Here is a 22,325-nt window from a genome sequence, read left to right on the forward strand (position 1 = left end):
TCATGAAAGATGCATTTGCCCGCAGGCTGAACAACTGCGTCCGCGATCTTTTCATCTGGGCGCAGACGGCAACCGGATTTGCTTTCCGGCTTCTGGCCCCGCCAAAAGACCGGTGGACAACCCCCTGTCGTTCCGTGTCCGTCGTCATCCCCGCGCTTAACGAAGAGAAAACCATCGTCGACTGTATCCGGTCGGTGGCCGGCAACCGCTATGTTATTGAAGTCGTTGTGGTGGACGGTGGATCCAGCGATCAGACCTGTCTGCTGGCGCGTCAGAACGGCGCCCGGGTGCTGGTTCATGAGCGGCCGGTGGAAAACGGCGGCGGACGGGGCGGGCAGATCAAGCGCGGCATCGAGGCGGCCGGCGGGGACGCGGTGGCAATCCTTCATGCGGATTGCGTATTGCCGGGCGAAAACGTGGACCGGATTGTCGCCCTGCTCAATCATCATCCGGACGTTATCGGCGGATCGGTGGGGGGACAGTTTGATTCCCCAAAGCTTCGGTTCCGGATACTTGCACTGGCCAATGATTTGAGGGCCGCGTTTTTAAAAATCAGCTTCGGCGATCAGGTCCAGTTTTTCCGCCGCCGACCGGTTGTTGCCCGGGATTTGTTTCCGGGCATTCCCCTGATGGAGGATGTGGAGTTTTCCATCCGGCTTCACCGGCTGGGGCAACGGGTGCATCTGCTCGGCAGCGCCCGGGTGTCCACCCGGCGATGGAGGAAAATTGGATTCCGGAACGCGCCCTGGGTTATCATAACGGTGGCAAAATACCTGATCCGCCGACTTGTCGCCGAACCGGACACGGCCGCCTTGTATAAGCATTATTATAAGCCCGGGGAAGGCCGTCTCCCGGGCCGGGTCTGACCGAGAGCCTGCCTACCCGCTTTCGCCTTCCCGGATAATTTTCGCATAAGAAGAATCCGGGTAATCTTTGAGAAGGCGGCTGAACATGGCCTGACTGTTTTCTTTATCCCCTTTCAACGCGTACAGACGGCCCAGATGAAACAGGGGTTCATCCTTGATCATGGCCTCGGGGTCATCCAGAATCTGTTGAAAGCAGGTTATCGCCTGGTCATATTCGCTCCTGGCCTCATGGGCGTATCCCAGGCCGTTTAAGGCCAGTGCCCGCAGAAAGGCGTTGCCTTTGAAGTCGGATAATGCCTCCCGGTAAGCGGTAATGGCCTTTTCATAGTCGCCGGCCTGATAGACGGCCTCGGCGTATTTCAAGCCGGCAACTTTTCCGGCATACGTGCGGCCGTATTCTTCGTTGAGCTGTCGATACGCTTCCATGGCCTTGTTCTGTTTGTCGGCATCGGCGGTGGTTTTATCAAGGGCAGCCGGGCTGATACCGGCCAGGCGGTCAAAGGCGACTTTTTCGGTCCTGGCGAAATAATAAGCCCCCCCCACGATGATCATCACCGCGGCCAGAAAGGCACCGGCCGAAATCAATATCTGCCGTCTATGAAGAGAAACCCATACGGTCGCGCGCTGCAGAAAGCTCAAGACCACATCCGGTTCTTCCAGCTCCCGTTTTCTGGCCAGCGATACCCTGTTCATTTTTGCCATATGCCTTACTCCTCGCTCAAAGATGCTATCAGTGCTCTGATCCGCTCCCAGCCGGCATCGGGAATCTTCGCTCCCACCACCTGGCACACCTCATACCCGCAGGCCGATCCCACGGTGCCGCTTTTATCCACCGGATATCCGTTAACCAGGCCGAAGAGAAAACCGGCCGCCCACAGATCTCCGGCGCCGGTGGTATCAACCGGCGGCCGGTGGGTATGGGCGTCGATCCGGAAGATCTGACTGTTATAGCTGATGCGACTGCCCCTTTCCCCCAGTTTCAGGGCCGCCAGGGGAGCCCGGTCCAGCAGGTGGGCCATTACCTTCTGTTCATCACGGTGTCCGCAAAACGCCTCCGCCTCGTCTTCGTTGGCGATCAGAATATCCACGTAGTCCCGGATGATGTCGTTCAGCAGCCCCTTGGAGGCATGCACCACTTCAAAGCTGGCCAGGTCCAGGGAAACGCGGGCACCGGCTTTTTTGGCCGCCTGAACCGTGGCCATGACCAGGTCGGGGTTGAACAGCATGTATCCTTCCAGCACCAGGACGGCGGTGTCCGTGAACAGCTCCGGGGTGATAACCGCCGGGTCCAGCTCGGTGGAAGCACCCAGGTAGGTGAACATGGTCCGCTGGGCGTCGGGGGTGATGACCGACAGCACCCGGCCGGTGGGTGAAGAGGAAGTAAACAGCAGGGGATCCACGGCGCTCTTTCTCAAATCCTCTGCAAAGATCTGCCCGAATTCGTCATTGCCGAGCTTGCCGATGAACGAGGCGGACCCACCCAGCCTGCCCACGCCGATGACCGTATTGCAGGATGACCCGCCGGAAACCACCCGCGGCGCCTGTTTGGCCGAACTGGCCACATTATGGATAAAATGAGGATCGACCAGGGTCATCCCACCCTTTTCAGCGCCCAGGGCCGCCACAAAGGCGTCCTCCTCGTGCAGCAGCAGATCCACCAGGGCCGACCCGATGCCGACTATTTTTTTTCTTCCGTCAAACATGGCCTTTTATCCCGCCATTGGTTCGTTGTCCGTCACGGTCTGAAGGACCAGGCATCATTCCGTTTAAAACAGGACCGGCGTCACGGACATGACGCTATCCTGTTTTCTCAGCTTGTCCACAACCGCGTCCGGCATGGCCTCCCCGGTTCTGACCAGGATCAGGCTGGTATCCGCGGGTTCCTCTTTCTGGCCGATGGTCATGCCGGCAATACGGATACCGGCCTCTCCCAGCAGCGTTCCAACCCGGCCGATATCGCCGGGCTTGTTGGCCGTCAGGATCATCAGCACGGCGCCGACGGGAGCCAGATCCATCCGGAAATCGTTGACGCGCACGATCCGGGGCTGTGTTTTCCCGAAGACGGTGCCGGCCACGGTCTGGTCTCCCTCGGTGGTGGTGACCCGGACGGTCATCAGATTGATAAAGTCGCAAGGCTCGGCGCTGGCGCTCTCCGATACCCGGATGCCCATTTCCTGGGCGATGGCCGGCGCGTTGACGGCATTGACCGTGTCCGTGACCAGGGGATCCAGCAGGCCGTTCAGCAGAGAGGTGGTGACCGGTTCCATCTGCAGACCGGAAAAGTCGCCGCTGTATTCAACGGTCACTTCCTTGAGTTTTCCATGAATGATCTGGGCCTGGAGACGGCCGACGCGTTCGGCCAGATCCAGGTAGGGCTTGAGCTTTTTCAGCCGCTCCCCGATAACGGACGGGGCGTTGACGGCGTTAATGATGGTCCCTTCCGTTAAAAAGGCGACAATCTGGTTGGCCACGTCCACGGCCACGTTGGTCTGGGCCTCCCGGGTGGACGCGCCCAGGTGGGGGGTGCAGATCAGGTTGTCAAAAGCCAGCAGCGGGGAATCACCCGGCGGTTCCACGGCGAACACGTCCAGGGCGGCGCCGCCGACCTTGCCGGATTTAAGGGCCTCGCACAGATCGTTTTCGTCAATGACCCCGCCGCGGGCGCAATTGATGATCATGACCCCGTCCTTCATACGGGCAAAAGCGTCCTGGTTGAGCATGCCCACGGTTTTTTTGATTTTGGGGACATGCACCGTAATATAATCCGCCTGCTCGTACAGCTCCTCCAGGGAGACGCTGACAAAGCCGCCCTGTTCGATCCGTTCGGGATTGACGTTGGGGTCGTAGACAATCACTTTCATCTTCAGGCCCCGGGCCCGGTCGGCCACGATGGAGCCGATCTTGCCGAAGCCCAGAAGTCCCAGGGTTTTGCCCATGAGTTCCCGGCCCTCGAGTTTTTTCTTTTCCCATTTTCCGGCCCGCAGGGAGGCCGTGGCCTGGGGGATCTTGCGCGACAGGGCCATCATCATGGCAATGGCATGCTCGGCGGTGGTGATGGTGTTGCCCGTGGGCGTGTTCATGACCACCACGCCTCTCTGGGTGGCGGCGGGAATATCCACGTTGTCCAGCCCGATGCCGGCCCGGCCGACCACTTTCAGATTTTTGGCGGCGGCCAACAGATTGGCGGTCACCTTGGTGGCGCTCCGGATAACCAGCGCATGATAAGGAACAATCTCCTCCATCAGTTCTTCGGGCGTCAGATCGGTGTGGACATCCACTTGAATCCCCGGCGCGTTTTCAAATATCTTGATTCCGGCCTCACCCAGCTTGTCACTGACCAGTACTTTCCAGGTTTTTTCCATCGGGTTTTTCCTCCGGGCCGCTTCTTTCAGGCGCGTCAGCGGCCGCTTTTTTCATATGGTTTTTACCATCAATTATCTTCCGCTATCCGCCGCCTGGTCTGATCGCTGAACACCAGCCCGGTCAGGGTCTTGGGATAGTAGTAAGTCGATTTTCTCGGCATGATTTCTCCGCCGGCCGCCGCGGCCTGCACCTGTTCGCTCCGGGTCGGATTCAGGAGGAACGCCGCCCGGCACTTTCCGGACAAGGCCGATTCAACGGCCCGGTCAAACTGGCTGGTGTAAGCGATCGCCTCTTCTTCATCCAGTTCCGCCTGGCTGTATCCCAGCAGCGCCTTTAATATCAGCTGCGTCAGAACCGTCACATCCAGATCACGAAGCACGGTTGGAATGGAGTCTCCAAAAACTTTTTCCATGGCCCCCGGCCGCAGGGTCAGCAGATAAAAGACCGGCCGGCCGTTGATGATCGCGCCGAAGGTGTTGTCCATGAACCCGGCCCGCAGCCGGTCCCTGAATTGCCTTTCCGCCTCTTTTCGTCCGGCCGGATCAAACGGGATTTCCCGGATATCAAAATATCCGGCCGCCCGGCTGACCAGTTCCTCGATTCGGCCCGGATCGGCTGTAAGCAGCAGGCGATGGCTGGGCAATATGACCAGACCGGGGTCCGAGATGCTGCTTAAACTCATCATGACATAATTGGCGGCATGGTTTTCCGAAAAATTCGGATCGTTTTCCGCCACCCAGGCGCGGTAGTTCAAGGCGGTTTCGTAGCGGTGGTGTCCGTCGGCGATATAAAGGCGCCTTTCTTTTAAGGCCGCCGTTACCCGGCCGGTCACCCGGCTGTCGGTAATCCGCCACAGCCGATGCCGCTCGCCGGCGTCATCCACCAGGTCGATATCCGGCGGCCGGTTACCCACCGATTCGGTCAATGTGCCGGCAACCACCTGTTCCGGGTCCGTGTAAAGAGAGAAAATCTGGCAGAAATTGGCGCCGGTTGCCTTGGACAGATTCAGCCGGTCGGTTTTGACCTTGGAAGAGGTCCGTTCATGGGGAAGGATCACTTTGTTGGCAAACGGCTCCAGTCGAACATAGGCGATCAGCCCGTTCCGCAGAAAACGTCTGCCGTCAAGGGTAAACTCAACCGAGGTCAGGTACATGGCGGGGGCGTCATCGGTTACCAGCGTACCGTCGGCCATCCAGGACCGGAACCGGTCGGCCGCATTTTTGTAAAAGACGGAATTGTCGCCGGATCGCTCTCCGGGTTCACCCAGGACCAGCCGCACCACATTCCGGGGGTGCCGGCCGCAGAATTTGACCATTTCCTCTCCGGAAATCACATCATACGGTGGAGCCACCACCGAAGAGAAATCGGAGATTCTTTCCTTATTATATAATATTCCCTTAAAGGGGATGACCAGGGCCATGGGAATCCTTTACAATTCTATGAATTTATTAAATCAAAAAACACGTTCTTAAAAAATAAAGACCATGCCCGATTTGCCGGAAAAACGTTGCGATTTTTCTAACATAAAGGTTTTACTATTGCAATAAGTAAGACCCCAATATTTTTACCTTCGCCCCCTCGACCCTTACCCTTTTTTCCCCTGTACCCTGCACCTTGAACCTTACGCCTTAAACCTTGTATGCCTTAACCCTTCCGTTTTTGACAAGCCCGCCGACCCTGACTATAATCAATCCAGATTCCCACGATTGCCGGCGGTGTCCGGCCCGTGTTTTCAATTAACTTCAAAATCAATCACTTGGTGTTCAGCCAGGGAGGAGGAGGCCATCGACATCATCACCACTCCGGAAGAAATGCAGCAACGCGCCGACCAACTGAGGCGCTCGGGGAAAACCATCGCTTTCGTACCCACCATGGGCTGTCTTCATGACGGCCATATGTCCCTGCTCCGGCTGGCAAAAGAGCGCGGGGACCATACCGTGCTCAGCATCTTCGTCAACCCGACCCAGTTCGGACCGAACGAGGATTTTGCCAGCTACCCCCGGCAGTTTGAACAAGACGCCAGGGCCGCGGAAAACGAAGGAACCGACACCATTTTCGCGCCGGAAAAAGCAGGCCTCTACGAGAGCGGTTTTGAAACCTATGTTTCCCTGGAGCAACTGCCCAACCACCTCTGCGGCCTTTCCCGCCCCCACCATTTCCGGGGCGTGGCCACGGTCGTTTCCAAGCTGTTTAACATCGTCAAGCCCCATGTAGCCATCTTCGGCCAGAAGGACTATCAACAACTGGCCATCATCCGGCGCATGACCATCGACCTGAATTTCGACATCCGCATCATCGGCGCGCCCATCATCCGGGAAAAGGACGGACTGGCCATGAGTTCGCGCAACATCTACCTGACGGAAGCCCAGCGGCCGTCGGCCCTGTCGCTTTACCAGTCCCTGCTGCTGGCCGCGGGAATGATCCAGGAAGGGGAGACCGACGCCGCCCGCATCATCGAAGCGGTCCGCCGCCACATCGCCTCCTTTCCGGAAACCGAGATCGATTACGTGACCCTGTGTGATCCCGACCGGCTCACCGACGTTGACGACATCTCCGGCCCGGTCCTTCTGGCCCTGGCCGTGCGCGTGGGCGGCAAGACGCGGTTGATTGATAATATGGTTATTTAGGGGCAGGGGGGGACGAAGTGATTAAGTGGTTAAGTGGTTAAGTGATTAAGTGGTTAAGTAATGGAAGGCTTCGGCCTTTCAGGGTTAAGGTGTTAAGGTTAGGGGGGAGGAGAAGGGTTCGAAGGGCCGAGGGGACCTTCAACCGTATTGCATCATAATTATAATGTTAAATGCCAATTCAATGAACTTATGAACCTCGAAGCCAAAAAATCTTTTCCAGTTTTTGCGACCATATCGAGTATACCAGTGCTATTGGGGCTTATTTGGTTTGCATTAATTATGAGTGAATTGATTTTGGGGCCACCCGAAGGAGTTGAAGACGAAGGCGCACCATTTGTATATATTTTTTGGCTTGCGGTACAGTTTTTACTGTCTATTACGGCAACACTATTGTTGAATCGCAGCAGTTCACGAAAAGAAAATTATAAAAAATTGCGAATAGCTTTATTGTCTTTTGGTTGGCTGCCTATTTTCGTATTTGTATTATTATTTTTGGTTGCGGTTGCAATTTAATAAAATAGCTCGTTTTTCTATTGACATTTAACAAAGAAGCTCAAGTGGACCGCCAGGGCACTCGGGTTTTGATAAGTCGGGGGAAATGAACAAACTGAATCTTTACTCAAGTCGGTAGAAGCCCTGGCTGCCATTTGCTTCAGACGTTCACTCGACTCCTTGCTCCCCCTAACACCCTAACACTTTAAAACTTTAACACCCTTTGAATGGCTGAACCCTTCCGCTTCATAACCACTTAACCACTTAATCACTTAACACTTAACCACTTCATCACTTCCCCCCCCCATCCCTTTCCCGGTTCCACTTGACCCATTCAGTCAGGTCCTCATCGTAGGAAAAGGCGAAAGGCGCGGCGGCGGAGCCGTCGGTATGGATGGCCATCTCCTGGCCCGGCTCCAGAATACGGGCAGAGTCCAGGGAATCGGCGGTCTGGTCGCTGTCGAGGGACGCTGAACCCGGTGCCGGTGAAGAGGTGCTTTTCACTTCCACGGCGCCGTCATATACCTTGATCACGGCCGCCTGGTCGTCGTTGACGTTCATGCGGAAAACAGCCCCCCGTCCGGAGACAACGGTCGTCCGGGTGGAAACATCAAAGCGGTCTTCAACGGAAGGGGACTTGGCAACCGAGGCCCACAGCTTGCCCATGATGATGCCGATGTCAACAAACCGGAGGCCGGTCGAAGGATCAAGGGACAGGGATGTGATCACGGCAACCGAACCGGCGTCAAGGCGGACCAGGCTGTCGTCCCCCAGGCGCAATTCTATTTTTGAACCATCGGCGACCCGTAACCGGTCTCCCTGTGCCAGGCGGTCGCCGGCCGCCAGGGCGCGGACCGGTTCCAGGCCAGGGGTTACGACAAAACAGCGCCCGACCAGGCAGGTGACTTCCGCTCCGACACCTTCATTTTCCCCATTTATCATTTCGACGCCGGCCGCGGCCGGGAGCGATGCCATCAGGACAAGCCCTACAAAAAAAAAGACGCGCACAACAGAAATAGACACCTACCAAGTTCCTTTTGCAACCTGCAATGGTTTTTGGTTTTCCGACTGACGGGGGGCGGACAGAGCGGCCACCCGGGTGCCGGTATAATAATGGCTCAAGATACTTTTATAATCATGGCCCTGCAGGGCCATCTGGTAAGCTCCCCACTGGCTCATGCCCACGCCGTGACCGTAACCCTGGCCCTGGAAATGGATGCCGTCTTTGCCGGCGGCGACCTGAAAACAGGTACTTTTCAACTGGGTGCCCCCGAGGGCCAGGCGGAAATGGTTGCCGGCTATTTTCCGGACACCCTTGTCCGACACCACGGTTACCTCGCGGACCCTGCCGGATCGCGTTCGGCTGTTCAGTTGGATGGATTTGATGTTTCCGGCGGCCACGCCAAACTGCCTCAACCGCCGCCTGATGTCCGAAAAAGGCAGGAAGCATTCCCAGGTACTGCCCGGCGTGTCTTTGCTGTACTCGTCCGGCTGGTCCTTCAGGTAGGGAAGCCGGGCGCCCCAGACATGTTCCGGACATTCCGTGTAGCCGCCGCTGTTGGCATGGAAATAGGCCACGATCAGCCTGCCGTTAAACGTCAGCACCTGACCCCGGGTCCGGTCGACGGCGGTCCGGGCCGACGCCTTTTCCGCGTCCAGCCCGCCATACACCTGTGACTCGGTGGTCGCCTTGACGTCAAAATATTTTTCGGGGCTTCTCTGCTTGATATACAACGCGTAAGTGCGCGCGGCCACGGCCTGGGCCATTAGCGCCTGCGCGGGCCAGGAACTGGGCACCTCGGAAGGCACCACTCCGTAAAGATAGCCCTCCACGTCCACGTGATTGATGGCGGACAGGCTGTCTTCATCGGCCACGACAATAAAATGTCCACGGTAACGGGTATTGTTCAGCGCCAGGCTGGCGCCGGTGGATTTGACCATCAGGGGTTCGCTCTCCGGCCAGGCCTTGCCATTGACCGTTATCTTCTGGCGGGAGAGGGAAAATTCCGCTGTTTTTATGCCGGAAGAAAAAACCTTTCCGGAGGTCACGCCCGACAGGACCAGTGATCCGTCAGCGGTCAGGGTCAGCTCTTTTACCTTATCGGCCAGCAGGACCCGGACGGTGGTATCTCCGGTAAAGGTCCAGAGCCCGTCCGCCGACCACCCGGACGCCCCGGACGAGGCCAGGTTCGTGGTGGTTTCCTGCCAGGCCCGGGCGGACTGGCGCCACCGGCCATCGGGATATTTTCCCAGGTAATCGGAAAAGGCGTCATGGGCAGCCTCGTATTGCCGCAGCTGATAAAGCACCATGCCTTTTTTGAACAGGGCGTCTCCGGCTGCCGCTGACCGGGGGTAGGTTTCCGCCACATAGTCATAATTTTTGAGCGCCATGTCCGGCTGATCCAGGAACTGCGAGTAGATGTAGCCGATCATGACCATGGCATTGGCTTTGTCGTCGGGCCGCGGGGCATTGTCCGCCACCGCCTGGTATAACCCCAGGGCCTCGAGGTATTTCCCGGACGCCATAAAAATCTGGGCTTTGTTAAAGAGGAAATCACGGTCGGTGCCCGCCCGGGCGACCGTTATAAAAAGAAAAAAACAGACCGGGACTACCGTTAACAGACAAGCCGGAAATCGAAGAAAACCCTTCCGCCGTATTGGGAGCATACGCAGGCCTATTTCGTATCCATGGCAAAGGATCCGTCCCAGTCGTCAGCGGGCGGGTTTTCCATGTAGGTCCGGCAGCGGGTTATCATGGCGGTGCTGGGGCCGTCTCCCGGCGTTACCTCCAGGGCCATCTGAAAGAAAGCCACGGCCCGGGACCAGTTGCGCTGACGATATTCGGCCAGGCCCCTGGCATAGAGATCAACCGTATCGGCCAGCGCTTTGGGGATTTCGCCTTTTCTGCCCAGCACTTCATAAATAATCAACGGCTTGTCCTTGCCGATAACTTTGACGGCATCCAGTTCCCGGGCGGCAATGGTGCCGGCGGCCGCCTGATAGGTGGCGTCGCCGACGAGGATATATGTCCCATAGCGCTTATTGACGCCTTCCAGGCGGGCGGCGGTATTGACCGTATCTCCCATCATGGTGTAGTTCATCCGGTTTCTGGAGCCCATGTTGCCGACAACCGCCGGGCCGGAATAGAGGCCGATACGGACTTTCAGTTCCGGTTTTCCCCGCTGCTTCCAGCCTTCGCGGAGCGCCACCAGGCGGGCCTGGATATCAATGCAGGCCAGGCAGGCCGCTTCGGCGTGATCTTTCAGCTCGTTGGGAGCGCCAAAGAAGGCGATGACCGCGTCGCCTTCATATTTATCCACGCCGCCCTTGTACTTCATGATGATGTCCGACACTTCCGTCAGGAATTCATTGAGCAGTTCCACCAGTTCTTCCGGGCCCAGTTTTTCGGAAATACCGGTAAAGCCCTGGACATCGGAGAAGAAGGCCGTGATTTCCCGCCGCTCGCCGCCCAGCACCAGCTTGTGGGGAGAGGCGATGAGCTGGTCGACCACTTCCGGAGCCAGATATTTTGAGAAGGCCGCCCGGATGAATTTTTTCTGCCCCTCCTCGGAAAAGTACTTGTAGGAGGTTACCGCCAGGTAAATGGCCAGAAAGACGCACAGGGGATAGACCATGTTCAGCATCCAGCCCATGTGTGAGAAAAAATACTGGCACAGCCAGATATAGCCACCAAACAGGGCGACCGCCGCCACGCCGCCGCTGAAAGCGCCTGTCCGGGACAGAACTACCGCCAGCAGCATGCCGCCCAGTACGATGATCATCAGATCAAATATAAACGCCCAGACCGGGTGGAAAATGAAGTCTCCGGCCAGAATACTGTCCATAATGTTCAGATGCACTTCCGGCCCCGGGAACACCTTGGCCAGGGGGGTGACGCACTCGTCATGAATGCCGATGGCGGTAGCGCCGATCAGGACGATTTTGTCCCGCAGCGCCTCTTCCGGTACCCGGTCGTTGAGAATATCGGTGGCGGGAATATGGGTGAAGGTCTGTTCCGGTCCCCGGTAGTTGATGATCATTTCGCCCCGGTCATCCACCGGAATGGACAGGTCACCGACCCGGACGCTTTCTATGCCGCTGTCCCCGACCCGGATGGCCAGAGGGGCGTCCAGATAGGCGCTGACGGCTTTAAGAGAAAGGGGCGCGTAAAGCGTTTCCCTGAAACGGATGGCCATGGGGATTTTACGGACAACCCCGTCCGGATCCGTCAGCTTGTTGAAAAATCCGGACAGGGAAGTGCTTTCGGTTATCAAGCGGATATTGGACTGGGGGGAGATGGCTTCCGTCATGTCCGTCGTTTTCGCCCCTTCCGAGGTGAGCTGGCTCATGGTAAATTCGGCGCCGTATATATTCTCGCCGTGCATGAGGATCTCGTCTTCACTGATGTGGGACGCGTCTTCGGGATTGATCTGGAAGAAAAACCCCAGCACCACGCGCGCTTTTGATTTGCGAATGGCTTCGGCCAGGATGCGGTCGTTGTCATTCTTAAACTGCAGGGTTTCCAGGTAGTCGACGAACCGGTTGCCGCCGGGAGCGCCGGTCCTGGCGGCGTTTTTTATTTCCTCGATGGTGTTGATGATGAGCGTGCTTTCAGGTTCAAAAAAGCCCACATCAAACGCGATGACCCGGGCGCCCTTGTCGGACAACCGGGTGACGAGGTCGGCTATCTTTGACCGGGGCCAGGCCCAGCGGCCCTGCTCTTTCAGGCTTTTTTCGTCGACGGCTACCAGGACCACCGCGTTTCCGATGTCCTTCCTGCCCCGGAAGATGAACCTCATATCGATGGTTTTCAGTTCCATGATGCTTAAAAAGGAAATGGCGGAGGAGATGAACAGCCCGGCACCAAGCACAACGAGGATGATCGACAGGGTCAGGGGCCCCCGGAACAGGGTCTTTTTCAGTAACGACACCATGGCGTCAATCCACAGGGCGGAATAGGGTTATTGATTAAAGAATATCACTAAAATATTATTATATAAAATACCTGTGGAATCAAAGTCAACGCATGTATCAGATTTTATCCTTGATCTGACTCCAGAATTCGTTCACCCCCTCCTTCCACCCCTCCAGAAAGGTCCTGGCGAATTCATTGATGCAGACCGGGTCAGTGCCTACGGCATAGTCCATGATATCGTCCTGTTCGATTTTTTCCTGGAAATAGTGCCCCAGCACCTTGTCATGGGTTGGCTTGTCGTCCGGTATCCAGAGAAGCGCGTACTGGAGGTCATTATAATGGGCGCTTTTTGCCCATTGTACGCCCTCCTTTTTGCCGACATCAAAATAGTTGTTTTGCGCCTCGGCTTTTTCATTTTTCAGCCGTTCAATCACCGCGGTCTGATCCAGCTCCTGCTGAATTCTGGCCTGAAAATCCTCTTTTTTCTGAATCAGCGCGGACATGGCCCGCTGAAACACTTTTGAAAAGTTGAAGGCGTCTTTCCACTTGAGCATTTTTTCATAGAGATCATCCGGCACACTGAGCGTCATTTTTTTAGCCATAGTACACCCCCCTGTGTTTGTTAGGTAATTTGTTTTATACCATAACAAATAGTAAGATATGTGTCAAATGGGAAATACCTACCAGAATCTCATATACTCATCAACTGTGGGAATACGGCCTAGTATGGCGCAAACGGCGGCTATTTCAGCCGAACCCAGGAAAACCCGAGTGTTGTCGCCCATGCGGTGGGGAAAATTGCGGGTGGAGGTGGACATGACCGTGGTGCCCGGCGAGACCCTGGCCTGATTGCCCATGCACAGGGAGCAGCCGGGAATTTCGATCCTGGCGCCAAGCCGCTGGAAAACGGCCAGTGCCCCTTCGGCGGCCAGGGCGTCCCGGTCCATTCTGGTCGGCGGCGTCACCCACAGGCGGCTGCTGAGTTTATCCACCCGGCTCAAGATCCGTGCGGCCTGACGGAAATGGTCAATACCGGTCATGCAGGAACCGATAAACACCTCGTCGATGCCGGTACCGGCCACGGCGGACAGGATACGGACATCGTCGGGATCATTGGGACAGGCCAGCACCGGTTCCCGCAGGGCGGACAGGTCAACATCGACCACGGCCGCGTAAGTTGCGTCCTCATCGGCGGCCAGCAGGTCCGGGTCGGCCAGCCAGGTATCCATGGCCGCCATCCGGCGGCGGATGGCGGCGGCGTCCTGATATCCTGCCGCCAGCAATTGCTCCAGAAAATTCCGGCAGGCGCACGTATACTCCCTCACCTGCTCCGGATCGAGACGGATGGCGGCAGCGGCCGCAGATCGCTCGGCCGATGCGTTGGTCAGCTCAAAGGCCTGGGGAACCGTCAACGGCTGGTCGCTTTCAATTTCCATGATGCGGCCGGAAAAGATGTTCTTCTTGTTCTCCTTGGCCACGGTCAGCAGACCCTTTTCGATGGCCGTCAGGGGAATCATGTTGACCACGTCCCGCAGGGTGATGCCGTTATGCCGCTTTCCGGTCAGCCTGACCAGCACGGACTCGGGCATGTCCAGGGGCATTTTGCCCATGGCAGCCGCGAAGGCCACCAGTCCGGAACCGGCCGGGAAACTGATGCCCACGGGAAAGCGGGTGTGGGAGTCACCGCCGGTGCCGACGGTATCGGGAAGGATCAAGCGGTTGAGCCAGGCGTGAATGACGCCGTCACCGGGTTTCAAGGCAATGCCGCCGCGTTCTACAAAAAAGGCCGTCAGGTTCCGGTGCATGGCCCGGTCCCGGTCCGTGGGATAGGCGGCCGTGTGACAGAAAGACTGCATGACCAGATCCGCGCCAAAGGAAAGGCAGGCCAGTTCCTTGAGTTCGTCCCGGGTCATGGTGCCGGTCGTGTCCTGGGAGCCCACCGTCGCCAGGACCGGCTCGCAATACTCTCCCGGAACCACGCCTTTTTTGCCGCAGGCCCGGCCAACAATTTTCTGGGCCAGGGTGAAGCCGCCGGTCTTCTCCGCCGGACGGGGAGGTCGGGCAAAAACGTCTGATTCAACCAGCCCCAGATGACGGCGGGCGGTAGCGGTCAGGGTGCGGCCGACAATAAGGCGGATTCGTCCCCCGGCCCGAACCTCATCCATCAGTACGGGGGATCGGAGATAAAACGGAACTTCCCGGTTTTTCTTGCTTTCAATGATAATTCTGTTTTGCCGGGGGAAAACGGCGATGATGTCGCCGGTCTCCAATGCGGTCACGTCGCACTCGACCGGCAGGGCGCCGGCGTCTTCCAGGGTATTATAAAAAATCGGCGCGATTTTACCGCCCAGCACCAGGCCGCCCCGCCGTTTATTGGGAATACCGGGAATATCGTTGCCGATATGCCAGACAAGGGAGTTTACAGCGGATTTCCGGGACGATCCGGTTCCGACCACGTCACCGGCAAAAACTACCGGCAGGCCTTTTTTCTTCAGGTCGGCGATGGTTTCAAGCGGCGAGTCCACCCGGCGCCGGAGCATGGACAGGGCGTGCAGGGGGATGTCCGAGCGGGTTCCGGCTTCCGCGGCCGGGGAAAAATCGTCCGTGGTGATTTCGCCGTCCACCCGGAAGACGATGCCGCTGATTTTTTCAGGCAGGCCGGGGCGGTTTAAAAACCATTCCGCCTCCGCCCAGGAGACCATGACCTGCCCGGCCCAGGGATTGGTCCCCATCCGGTCCGCTACCTTTTTATAGCCGTCGCCGATAAAAACGGCATTTTTCAGCTGAACGGCGGCCAGGGGCGCCAGCCGGACATCCTCCAGAAAGGTTGTCAGATATTCAATATTATATCCGCCCTGCATGGCGCCCAGAAACTCGACTGCTTTTTCAACGCCGATCAGCGGGGAACCCGCCTTTCCGACGGCCAGGGCACCCAGGAAAGCGGCTTTGATTCTGGCCGCCGGATCGACTCCCGGCGGCACCCGGTTTTCCATCAGATCCAGCAGCAGCGCTTCGCTGCCTGGCGGCGGTTGTTCCAGGAGCCGGCACAGCTCGCTGGCCTGCTCCTCATCCAGAGGCAGGGGAGGCAGTCCTTTGGCCCTTCGGGCTTCGGCTTCCTGCCGATATCGATCAAACATATTCAAGCCTTTGATTGTCATAATATTTCTGTTTCACGCGGCCGCTTCGGGCCGGTTATGGCGGGATGATTATCGCAAAAACGCCTTCACTCAACAAGGGGTATAAGATTTATATTGACAAAAAAAACAACAAACTCTATTTTCTTTGTCTTTAGTACAGAAAAACCAAACGGCATCGATGATTTGCCTTTTCGGATAACCCAAGAAACGTTGAAAGGAGATTTTAAAAATGAGTAACTTGATTGCGCCGCATGGCGGCAAAGGTTTGACCGTATGTCTTCTGGAAGGCAGCGCCCTGGAAGCGGAAAAGAAAAAAGCCGCCGGACTGAAGAAAATCCCCCTGAGCCCCCGGGCCAAAGGCGACCTGATCATGATCGGCATCGGCGGTTTTTCCCCGCTGACCGGTTTCATGACCAAGGCTGACTGGAAGAGTGTCTGTGACAATTACCTGCTGGCCGACGGCACCTTCTGGCCGGTTCCCGTCTGCCTCGACGCCTCCAAGGCAGATGCCGACGCCATCAAAGCGGGGGAGGAAGTCGCCCTGGTGGACCCTGAGAACAACGAAATCATGGCCACCATGAAAGTCACCGAAAAATACGAAATGACCGACGCCGACAAAAAGTACGAGTGCGAAAAAACCTTCATGGGCGAAGGCACCAAGACCACCGAAGAATTCTGGAAGATTGCCGAAGCCGATCACCCCGGTGTCCAGATGGTTATGAAACAGCAGCCAATTAACCTGGCCGGCCCGGTCAAGGTCCTGTCCGAGGGCGAATATCCGGTAAAGTACAAGGGTGTTTATCACCGGCCGGCTGAATCCCGGAAAATTTTCGAGGAAAGAGGCTGGAAGGAAATCGCCGCCCTGCAGCTCAGAAACCCCATGCACCGCTCCCATGAGCATCTGTGCAAGATCGCAGTGGATGTCTGCGACGGCGTTTACATTCACTCCCTGGTCGGCAACCTCAAGGCCGGCGACATTCCCGCCGAAGTGCGCGTCCGCTGCATCGACGCCCTGGTGAAAAACTACTTTGTCGAAAAACACGTTGTCCAGGGCGGTTATCCCCTTGACATGCGTTATGCCGGTCCCCGGGAAGCGCTGCTGCACGCCACCTTCCGCCAGAACTACGGCTGCTCCCGGATGATCATCGGCCGGGATCACGCCGGCGTAGGTGATTTTTACGGCATGTTCGAAGCCCAGACGATCTTCGACAAAATCCCGCACCCCAAAGAGCCGGGCAAGGCCCTGCTGTGCACGCCGCTGAAGATCGACTGGACCTTCTACTGCACCAAGTGCGACGGCATGGCCTCCCTGCGGACCTGCCCCCATCCCAAGGAAAACCGGGTTATGCTGTCCGGCACCATGCTTCGCAAGGGCCTGTCCGAAGGCACCCCGATCGCCGACCATTTCGGCCGGGAAGAAGTCCTGGATATCCTTCGTGAATACTACGGCGGCCTGACCGAAAAAGTCGCCATCAAGACCCACGCCGCGGCCACCGGCAAGGGCCAGTAAAACCTGACGTTATTTAAAAACCAAAAAAGCGCCGGAGGATTTTTTCTCCGGCGCTTTTTTGTTCCACACCATGCGTCATGTCGACTCCGGTTTATGTCGCGTTGCCCTTTTCCTGGCGGCGGCGTTGTGCTACATTGATTTTCCCTGTTTTTGAAGGAAGAACAAATGCTGTGGCAGTGGCTTAAAAGGTGGCGTCGCAAGCTCGAACGCATGCGGCATACGCTGAAGGGCTCCCTGGCGCACCGCCTGCTCGGTGAACGTCTTTTTCATCCCCATATCTGGGGGTTTGACGTCAACTCTCTGGCCAACGGGCTGTCGGCCGGGTTGTTTATCGCTTTTACCCCGACCATTCCGTTCCAGATGCTGCTGAGCGCCATCGTCGTTATCGCCTTGCGCGTCAATCTGCCCATCGCCCTGGCCGCCTGCTGGTTGACCAATCCCGTTACGGCGGTGCCGGTCTTTCTGGCCGCCCACAAGCTCGGCCAATTTCTGCTGGGAGATTCCCCCCTCCTGACACGGTTTCTGCTGAATATGTTCGGCGTTGAAACAAGGATGGGAAACTTTATGGAAAACTCTCTTTATCTCTGGGCCGGCTCGCTGATTTTCGCGATTACCGCCGCCGTGGCGGGAAATATAATCGTCCGCGCCCTCGGGCTGGTGGCCCGCTGGTTCAGAAACAGGGTCATTCGTCATGATGATGACCGGATTATTTGATACGTCTTTTACAACCGGGAGGAACTGACCTGACGGGCTGCCGCCGCGACAAGGCGGCGCGCGCGCGAACAGTTCTTCCGGACCCAGGGAGAATCGCCATGATGACACTGGATCAGCTCAAGAAAGAGAAGTCTCTTATCAATGAAATAGACTGGGACATGACCCCCGAGGAAGCCGTCCGGCTTTATCTGGAATGGGGCAACAACTGGTCCGGTGGAAATTATGTGATCCGGTCCAAAAATGACGTCTCGTTTTATTTTGTCGTCAATACCTGGAAGGAAGAGCCGCGGGTGTTTCTGGTGAAACGGAGCTCGGAAACCGCCGAGGAACTGGCGGCGTTTCCGTTGCCGGAAGGGGTCAGAGAGCCCTTTCTCGAGTCCGTCGGCCGTCAGAAAGGGGTTTACGCCATTAGCGGACCGGTCCGGGAGTGGCTGGAAAAGGAGCTCGGTCAATAAAAAACAGGGGCATCCCCGATTCGTTGCGACACACAAAGGCCGGATTGTTTTGTCAGGGTTCAAGGGACAAAGAGGTCAAGCGAACCGCCACTTAAAGCCGGCAGACCAGGGGCCGGTTCAGGGCAATACCCTTCAGATCCATGGCCACGTCCCAGGCCATAACCTCCACCCCTTTTTGGACCGCTTTTCTCAGGGCCTTTCCGTACGCCGGATCAATATGATCCGCCGGCCGGAAGGAAACCGCATCCATCCGCTGGATCAGAAAGAACATGACACAGCGGTTTTGCGCTGCGACCAGCGCCATTAACTCGTCTAAATGCTTTCTCCCCCGGTCGGTCACGGCATCCGGAAAACAGGCCGTCCCTTCAATCACGAGGGTGCAGTTTTTGACTTCCACATAACAGGGGGGGCGGTTCGTGGCGGTCAGCAGCAGATCCAGCCGGGACCGCTCTCCGACCCTGACCTCCGGCGTCACGGTATCATAGCCGGCCAGCGGTCCGACGACGCCGGCTTCGACGGCCCGCTTCACCAGCCGGTTTGGAACCTGGGTATTCACGCCCACCAGCGAATCCGGCATGTCGATCATTTCCCAGGTGAACTTCAGCTTCCGGCCGGGGTCATCATGGCGGGAAAGATAAACCGGTCGTCCCGGTTCAGAACAAGTCAGCATGGCGCCGGAGTTGGGGCAGTGGGCGGTGACCACCCGGTTGTTTTTCAGCCGCACATCCGCCAGGAACCGCTTATAACGTTTGATCAATGTGCCGGCGGTAAGCTTCGCCCAGGACAATCCTCCAGACGGGTCGGGTGAACGCGAATTCTTTGTGTTCAAAACGGGGGCACCCTTTTTAGCCCTTCTTCGTTTAAGGTTATCCTTCGGGGGATTTCTCGCTATGCTCGAAATGACATGGGAAAGCGGCTCACCTGGCCCCTTGAACCTATTGATCGGCGATGTCCAGCTCCGGATGGATTTCCAGAAACCGGTACAGCGTCGCCCGGCCCACGCCCAGCAGCCGGGCGGCCTTGGACTTGTTCCCCCCGGCCTTCTCCAGGGCTTCTTTCACCGATCGGCCGTCAAGCTTCGGGACAGGACCGCGCTGGCCGGAACGTTCGCCGGACCGGACCAGTTCCATGGGCAGATCGGCGGGCTTGATAATGTTGTTGCGGCATTTGATAACGGCGAACTGAATGGTGTTTTCCAGCTCCCGGACATTTCCCGGCCAGGAATAATCCATGATCGCGGCCAGGGCCTCGTCGGAAATCTCCGGCCGCTTGCCGTTGTGACGATTATGTTCGGCATTCAGGAAATGGCGCACCAGCAGGGGAATGTCGTTTTTCCGCTCGCGCAGGGGCGGCAGCACGATGGGAATGACGTTGATGCGGTAATAGAGGTCATCCCGGAAGGTGCCTTTCTCCACCTCTTTTTTCAGATCTTTGTTGGAGGCGCTGACGATCCGCACGTTGGCGGTCAGAATTTTTTCGCTGCCCACTTTTTCCAGGATGCCTTCCTGCAGGAAGCGCAGCAGCTTGACCTGGGCAGTCTTGGGCAGTTCGGCGATTTCGTCCAGAAACAGGGTGCCCCTGTCGGCCAGTTCAAAGCGGCCCTTTTTGTCGCGCACGGCCCCTGAAAACGATCCCTTGATGTGGCCGAACAGTTCGCTCTCCACCAGGCCTTCCGGCAGAGCGCCGCAGTTGATGGGAACAAAGAGGTTGTCCCGGCGGGTACTTTCGCTGTGAATGGCCCTGGCCACCAGCTCCTTGCCGGTACCGGTTTCGCCGGAAATATGAACCGGCGCGTCATAGGCGGCCAGATCACGGATCTGTTGAAAGACCTGCTTCATGGCCGGGGTCTGGCCGATGATACCGGCAAAGCTCTGGAGCCCGTCTTCCCGGTCGTAGCTGCCCCGTTTCCAGGCTGTCTTGTCGATCAGGGAAGCCACCACCCCGCGCATCTTGCCGTCCGCCCCCGTCATGGGCACCACCGTCACGTCCAGTTCCTTTCTCTCCCCCCGGGCCTCGGGCAACACGGTGGTGTAGCACTTTTTCCTGAATTCCGGAATGTCGCCCGGATCGCAGAAAGAACACTTGTCGCCGCACAACCGGGGGTTGAAAATCTCGTGGCAGTCCTTGCCGATGACCTCGGTGGCCGACAGGCCGGTCAGGCGTTCGGCGCCGCGGCTGAAGAAGAAGATGGTCCGGTTCAGATCGTGGGCAATGACCCCTTCGGCCAGGTTGTCGATAATCCGGTCCATATTCTGCTTCTGCAGGGCAAAAGCCTCAAAGTAACCCCGGTCAAACAGGCCGGACACCAGATCACGGATCTGCGGCGCGGAGTTGCGGAAGGATGCCATTGCTTCCGGCCCGTTTTCACCGTTAACCGCCGGATCATCGAGATTCCAGTGGACATTGGCCGGAGACCCGGCGATGGCCAGACTGGCAAGTTCCGACGCGACGGATGAACAGAGGGTTACGGCCAGGTCAAACCGCAGGGGGGGCAGGTCCTGGATCCGCTTGGGACGCTGACTTGAGATATCGATGCCGAACTCGGCCATCACGGCCACGGCCAGCGGATGAATTTTTTCGGCCGGCGCCAGACCGGCGCTGAATATGGTCAGTCCCTTCGGTGCCAGTTGCTTGGCGAATCCTTCCGCCATCTGGCTCCGGGCGGAGTTGCGCCGGCAGATAAAAAGAATGGCGCCGTTATCCATGGTCACATATGCCTGTTTTTTAAAGTTTCCGCGCTATAAAGAGTCCGAAGGAACGCGGCTAGGATCACCGGAGATCAAGACCAGAATCATCAGGCAGACAACAATCTTTTTCATGGTACACCTTGACTTCCGATTAAAGATAACATTTGCTTTTATTATTCTTTTCAAATAGCAAAACCGGTCTTGTGTGTCAATGTTTTCCGGGCCACCAGGCAGGGCAGCATCCGCCCTTGACACCCGCCATGAATGTTGTCATAGATGGCCATGCGTTCAATCCGTCTGACCGTTATCGTTACGAGGAGATATCATGCTTCGCCTTTGTTTTTACAGAATCAGCACATGGCTGTGGGTCCTGTTTCTGCTGGGGGGGGGGACGGCCCACGCTTATTCCCCGGGTGTCTGGGATCTGGATCTGCCCCTGCCGTCCGATGATTCCCGCTGGCAGGAAGTAAAGGCCCTCTGGGACGATCACTGGGACGGGAAAAATATCGATCGGATCATCGGTCTTATCCACGAACTGGAGAAAACCGGCGCCAACCCCATGGCGGTTTGCCTGTGGCTTTCGCAAAGCTATTACCTCAAAGGCCGATTTCAAAAAGACGGCCGGGTTGAAAACTGGAAAAAATCGGAAACGTATGCGTCCAGGGCCGTGTCTCTTGACGGCGACAACATGACGGCTATGAAACTGCTGATCACCTCGGTTTCCTCATACGCGGATCTGGATTATATCAAAAAAACCTACGGGGCCTTATGGGCCAGTAAGCTGCCGGTCCCCGTGGGCCGGGCCCTTCCCGTGCCGGACGACATCCCGGAATTTACGGAAGCCCTGGCCGTCTGGGATCAGCGGGAGGATATTGAAAAAGGAAAAACAGCGGTTTCGATGTTCAAAAGAATCGCGGAAGCGCATCCGGACCATCTGGTTGCCCAGACCTGGGTGTCCCGGGGCAGCTATTACCTGGGATATTACTACCTGTCCTTCGGAGAAAACGAAACCGCCCTGCCCTTTTTCCGCGAGGGCAATGTTTACGGGCTCAAAGCCCTTTCCCTTGATCAGCACTATGTGCCGGCCAATTACTGGCGGCAGCTCAACCTGGCCCGCTCCATCCAGGACGCCAATATCGTCGTCAAGGCCAGTTACATGAATTCCATCATGGACCACCTGGTGCTGACCGCCAATGAAAACGCCACCTATTTTTACTCCGGCCCACTGATTTCCACCGCCACGATTATTGAAAAAGGGGGCTGGCTGGCGGAAAAAGGGCTCGGCCTGGCGGGCTATACCATTGAAACGGTGGCCATGGGCCTGGAACTGGCGACCATCGCCTTTCCCACCTATTTTTATACCCATTTCGCCAAGGCCGAGGTTCTGTTTCATATGGGCAGAAAAGAGGAGGCGGCCGCCCTGCTGCAGGCCATTCTCAAGATGGATCCCCGGCAGAGCCCTTTCCACGCGCCGGAAAACCTCTGCGTTCAGCGGCTGGCCGGCGCCTTTCTCAAGGAACATTTTTCGGGGTAAGGGCCGGCCAGGCCGCTTTCTTCGG

18 protein-coding genes are annotated in these 22,325 nt (G+C 57.2%); 7 read left to right on the top strand and 11 right to left on the bottom strand.

The window, feature by feature from the left end; genetic code table 11:
- Positions 1-2 precede the first annotated feature (2 nt).
- Positions 3-866, top strand: a complete 864-nt coding sequence (locus tag AB1724_11035) for a glycosyltransferase (GenBank protein ID MEW6078339.1) — start codon at positions 3-5, stop codon at positions 864-866.
- A gap of 12 nt (positions 867-878) precedes the next feature.
- Here AB1724_11035 and AB1724_11040 read toward each other — a convergent pair whose 3' ends face one another.
- The 4 genes from AB1724_11040 to AB1724_11055 all read right to left on the bottom strand — a co-directional run bounded on the left by AB1724_11040 (position 879) and on the right by AB1724_11055 (position 5,649).
- On the bottom strand, positions 879-1,568 hold the full coding sequence (locus AB1724_11040) for a tetratricopeptide repeat protein (GenBank protein MEW6078340.1): 690 nt from the start codon (positions 1,566-1,568) through the stop codon (positions 879-881).
- A gap of 5 nt (positions 1,569-1,573) precedes the next feature.
- A complete protein-coding gene (locus AB1724_11045) occupies positions 1,574-2,569 on the bottom strand; it encodes an adenosine kinase (protein MEW6078341.1) in 996 nt (331 codons plus the stop codon).
- Between the two features lie 63 nt (positions 2,570-2,632).
- A complete protein-coding gene (gene serA / locus AB1724_11050; protein ID MEW6078342.1) occupies positions 2,633-4,228 on the bottom strand; it encodes a phosphoglycerate dehydrogenase in 1,596 nt (531 codons plus the stop codon).
- Positions 4,229-4,296: 68 nt separating this feature from the next.
- On the bottom strand, positions 4,297-5,649 hold the full coding sequence (locus tag AB1724_11055; GenBank protein MEW6078343.1) for a DUF1015 domain-containing protein: 1,353 nt from the start codon (positions 5,647-5,649) through the stop codon (positions 4,297-4,299).
- 364 nt (positions 5,650-6,013) lie between these two features.
- On the opposite strand from AB1724_11055, the gene panC reads away from it, so the two are divergent.
- Together panC and AB1724_11065 are read left to right on the top strand one after the other, a co-directional pair.
- The gene (gene panC, locus AB1724_11060) at positions 6,014-6,856 is read left to right on the top strand and encodes a pantoate--beta-alanine ligase (GenBank protein MEW6078344.1); all 843 of its coding nucleotides are present in this window, start codon (positions 6,014-6,016) and stop codon (positions 6,854-6,856) included.
- Between the two features lie 189 nt (positions 6,857-7,045).
- A complete protein-coding gene (locus AB1724_11065) occupies positions 7,046-7,369 on the top strand; it encodes a hypothetical protein (GenBank protein MEW6078345.1) in 324 nt (107 codons plus the stop codon).
- Between the two features lie 270 nt (positions 7,370-7,639).
- On the opposite strand, the gene AB1724_11070 is transcribed toward AB1724_11065, so the two are convergent.
- The 5 genes from AB1724_11070 to AB1724_11090 all read right to left on the bottom strand — a co-directional run bounded on the left by AB1724_11070 (position 7,640) and on the right by AB1724_11090 (position 15,400).
- Complete coding sequence (locus AB1724_11070) at positions 7,640-8,323, bottom strand: FecR family protein (protein MEW6078346.1); 684 nt, start codon at positions 8,321-8,323, stop codon at positions 7,640-7,642.
- A gap of 48 nt (positions 8,324-8,371) precedes the next feature.
- Positions 8,372-10,015, bottom strand: a complete 1,644-nt coding sequence (locus AB1724_11075; protein ID MEW6078347.1) for a SpoIID/LytB domain-containing protein — start codon at positions 10,013-10,015, stop codon at positions 8,372-8,374.
- Between the two features lie 8 nt (positions 10,016-10,023).
- Complete coding sequence (locus AB1724_11080) at positions 10,024-12,282, bottom strand: adenylate/guanylate cyclase domain-containing protein (protein ID MEW6078348.1); 2,259 nt, start codon at positions 12,280-12,282, stop codon at positions 10,024-10,026.
- Between the two features lie 97 nt (positions 12,283-12,379).
- On the bottom strand, positions 12,380-12,865 hold the full coding sequence (locus AB1724_11085; protein ID MEW6078349.1) for a hypothetical protein: 486 nt from the start codon (positions 12,863-12,865) through the stop codon (positions 12,380-12,382).
- A 78-nt stretch (positions 12,866-12,943) separates the two neighbouring features.
- Positions 12,944-15,400, bottom strand: a complete 2,457-nt coding sequence (locus AB1724_11090) for a bifunctional aconitate hydratase 2/2-methylisocitrate dehydratase (protein MEW6078350.1) — start codon at positions 15,398-15,400, stop codon at positions 12,944-12,946.
- Between the two features lie 229 nt (positions 15,401-15,629).
- Between AB1724_11090 and sat the strand changes: the two genes are divergently transcribed.
- From sat to AB1724_11105, 3 genes are all read left to right on the top strand, one after another.
- Entirely contained in the window at positions 15,630-16,910 is a 1,281-nt protein-coding gene (gene sat, locus AB1724_11095; protein ID MEW6078351.1) for a sulfate adenylyltransferase, read from the top strand.
- 165 nt (positions 16,911-17,075) lie between these two features.
- Positions 17,076-17,624, top strand: a complete 549-nt coding sequence (locus AB1724_11100; GenBank protein ID MEW6078352.1) for a DUF2062 domain-containing protein — start codon at positions 17,076-17,078, stop codon at positions 17,622-17,624.
- A gap of 98 nt (positions 17,625-17,722) precedes the next feature.
- Positions 17,723-18,079 (top strand): DVU0772 family protein, encoded by a 357-nt coding sequence (locus AB1724_11105; protein MEW6078353.1) that lies wholly within the window; start codon positions 17,723-17,725, stop codon positions 18,077-18,079.
- Between the two features lie 91 nt (positions 18,080-18,170).
- Here AB1724_11105 and sfsA read toward each other — a convergent pair whose 3' ends face one another.
- Both sfsA and AB1724_11115 read right to left on the bottom strand, forming a co-directional pair.
- A complete protein-coding gene (sfsA, locus tag AB1724_11110) occupies positions 18,171-18,908 on the bottom strand; it encodes a DNA/RNA nuclease SfsA (protein MEW6078354.1) in 738 nt (245 codons plus the stop codon).
- A gap of 106 nt (positions 18,909-19,014) precedes the next feature.
- Complete coding sequence (locus AB1724_11115; GenBank protein MEW6078355.1) at positions 19,015-20,784, bottom strand: sigma 54-interacting transcriptional regulator; 1,770 nt, start codon at positions 20,782-20,784, stop codon at positions 19,015-19,017.
- A 307-nt stretch (positions 20,785-21,091) separates the two neighbouring features.
- Between AB1724_11115 and AB1724_11120 the strand changes: the two genes are divergently transcribed.
- Positions 21,092-22,300, top strand: coding sequence for a hypothetical protein (locus tag AB1724_11120; GenBank protein MEW6078356.1), 1,209 nt, complete (start codon positions 21,092-21,094; stop codon positions 22,298-22,300).
- Positions 22,301-22,325: the final 25 nt, after the last annotated feature.

Source organism: Thermodesulfobacteriota bacterium (genome assembly GCA_040753795.1).
Taxonomy (GTDB): domain Bacteria; phylum Desulfobacterota; class Desulfobacteria; order Desulfobacterales; family Desulfosudaceae; genus JBFMDX01.

Excerpts from the sequence above, each read along its gene's own strand:
- AB1724_11115 (MEW6078355.1), bottom strand. The coding sequence starts at position 20,784 with ATGGATAACGGCGCCATTCTTTTTATCTGCCGGCGCAACTCCGCCCGG.
- AB1724_11100 (MEW6078352.1), top strand. The coding sequence starts at position 17,076 with ATGCTGTGGCAGTGGCTTAAAAGGTGGCGTCGCAAGCTCGAACGCATG.
- AB1724_11035 (MEW6078339.1), top strand. The coding sequence starts at position 3 with ATGAAAGATGCATTTGCCCGCAGGCTGAACAACTGCGTCCGCGATCTT.
- AB1724_11105 (MEW6078353.1), top strand. The coding sequence starts at position 17,723 with ATGATGACACTGGATCAGCTCAAGAAAGAGAAGTCTCTTATCAATGAA.
- AB1724_11055 (MEW6078343.1), bottom strand. The coding sequence starts at position 5,649 with ATGGCCCTGGTCATCCCCTTTAAGGGAATATTATATAATAAGGAAAGA.
- AB1724_11065 (MEW6078345.1), top strand. The coding sequence starts at position 7,046 with ATGAACCTCGAAGCCAAAAAATCTTTTCCAGTTTTTGCGACCATATCG.
- AB1724_11040 (MEW6078340.1), bottom strand. The coding sequence starts at position 1,568 with ATGGCAAAAATGAACAGGGTATCGCTGGCCAGAAAACGGGAGCTGGAA.
- AB1724_11085 (MEW6078349.1), bottom strand. The coding sequence starts at position 12,865 with ATGGCTAAAAAAATGACGCTCAGTGTGCCGGATGATCTCTATGAAAAA.
- AB1724_11090 (MEW6078350.1), bottom strand. The coding sequence starts at position 15,400 with ATGTTTGATCGATATCGGCAGGAAGCCGAAGCCCGAAGGGCCAAAGGA.
- AB1724_11075 (MEW6078347.1), bottom strand. The coding sequence starts at position 10,015 with ATGCTCCCAATACGGCGGAAGGGTTTTCTTCGATTTCCGGCTTGTCTG.
- AB1724_11080 (MEW6078348.1), bottom strand. The coding sequence starts at position 12,282 with ATGGTGTCGTTACTGAAAAAGACCCTGTTCCGGGGGCCCCTGACCCTG.
- serA (MEW6078342.1), bottom strand. The coding sequence starts at position 4,228 with ATGGAAAAAACCTGGAAAGTACTGGTCAGTGACAAGCTGGGTGAGGCC.
- AB1724_11120 (MEW6078356.1), top strand. The coding sequence starts at position 21,092 with ATGCTTCGCCTTTGTTTTTACAGAATCAGCACATGGCTGTGGGTCCTG.
- AB1724_11045 (MEW6078341.1), bottom strand. The coding sequence starts at position 2,569 with ATGTTTGACGGAAGAAAAAAAATAGTCGGCATCGGGTCGGCCCTGGTG.
- AB1724_11070 (MEW6078346.1), bottom strand. The coding sequence starts at position 8,323 with ATGGCATCGCTCCCGGCCGCGGCCGGCGTCGAAATGATAAATGGGGAA.
- sat (MEW6078351.1), top strand. The coding sequence starts at position 15,630 with ATGAGTAACTTGATTGCGCCGCATGGCGGCAAAGGTTTGACCGTATGT.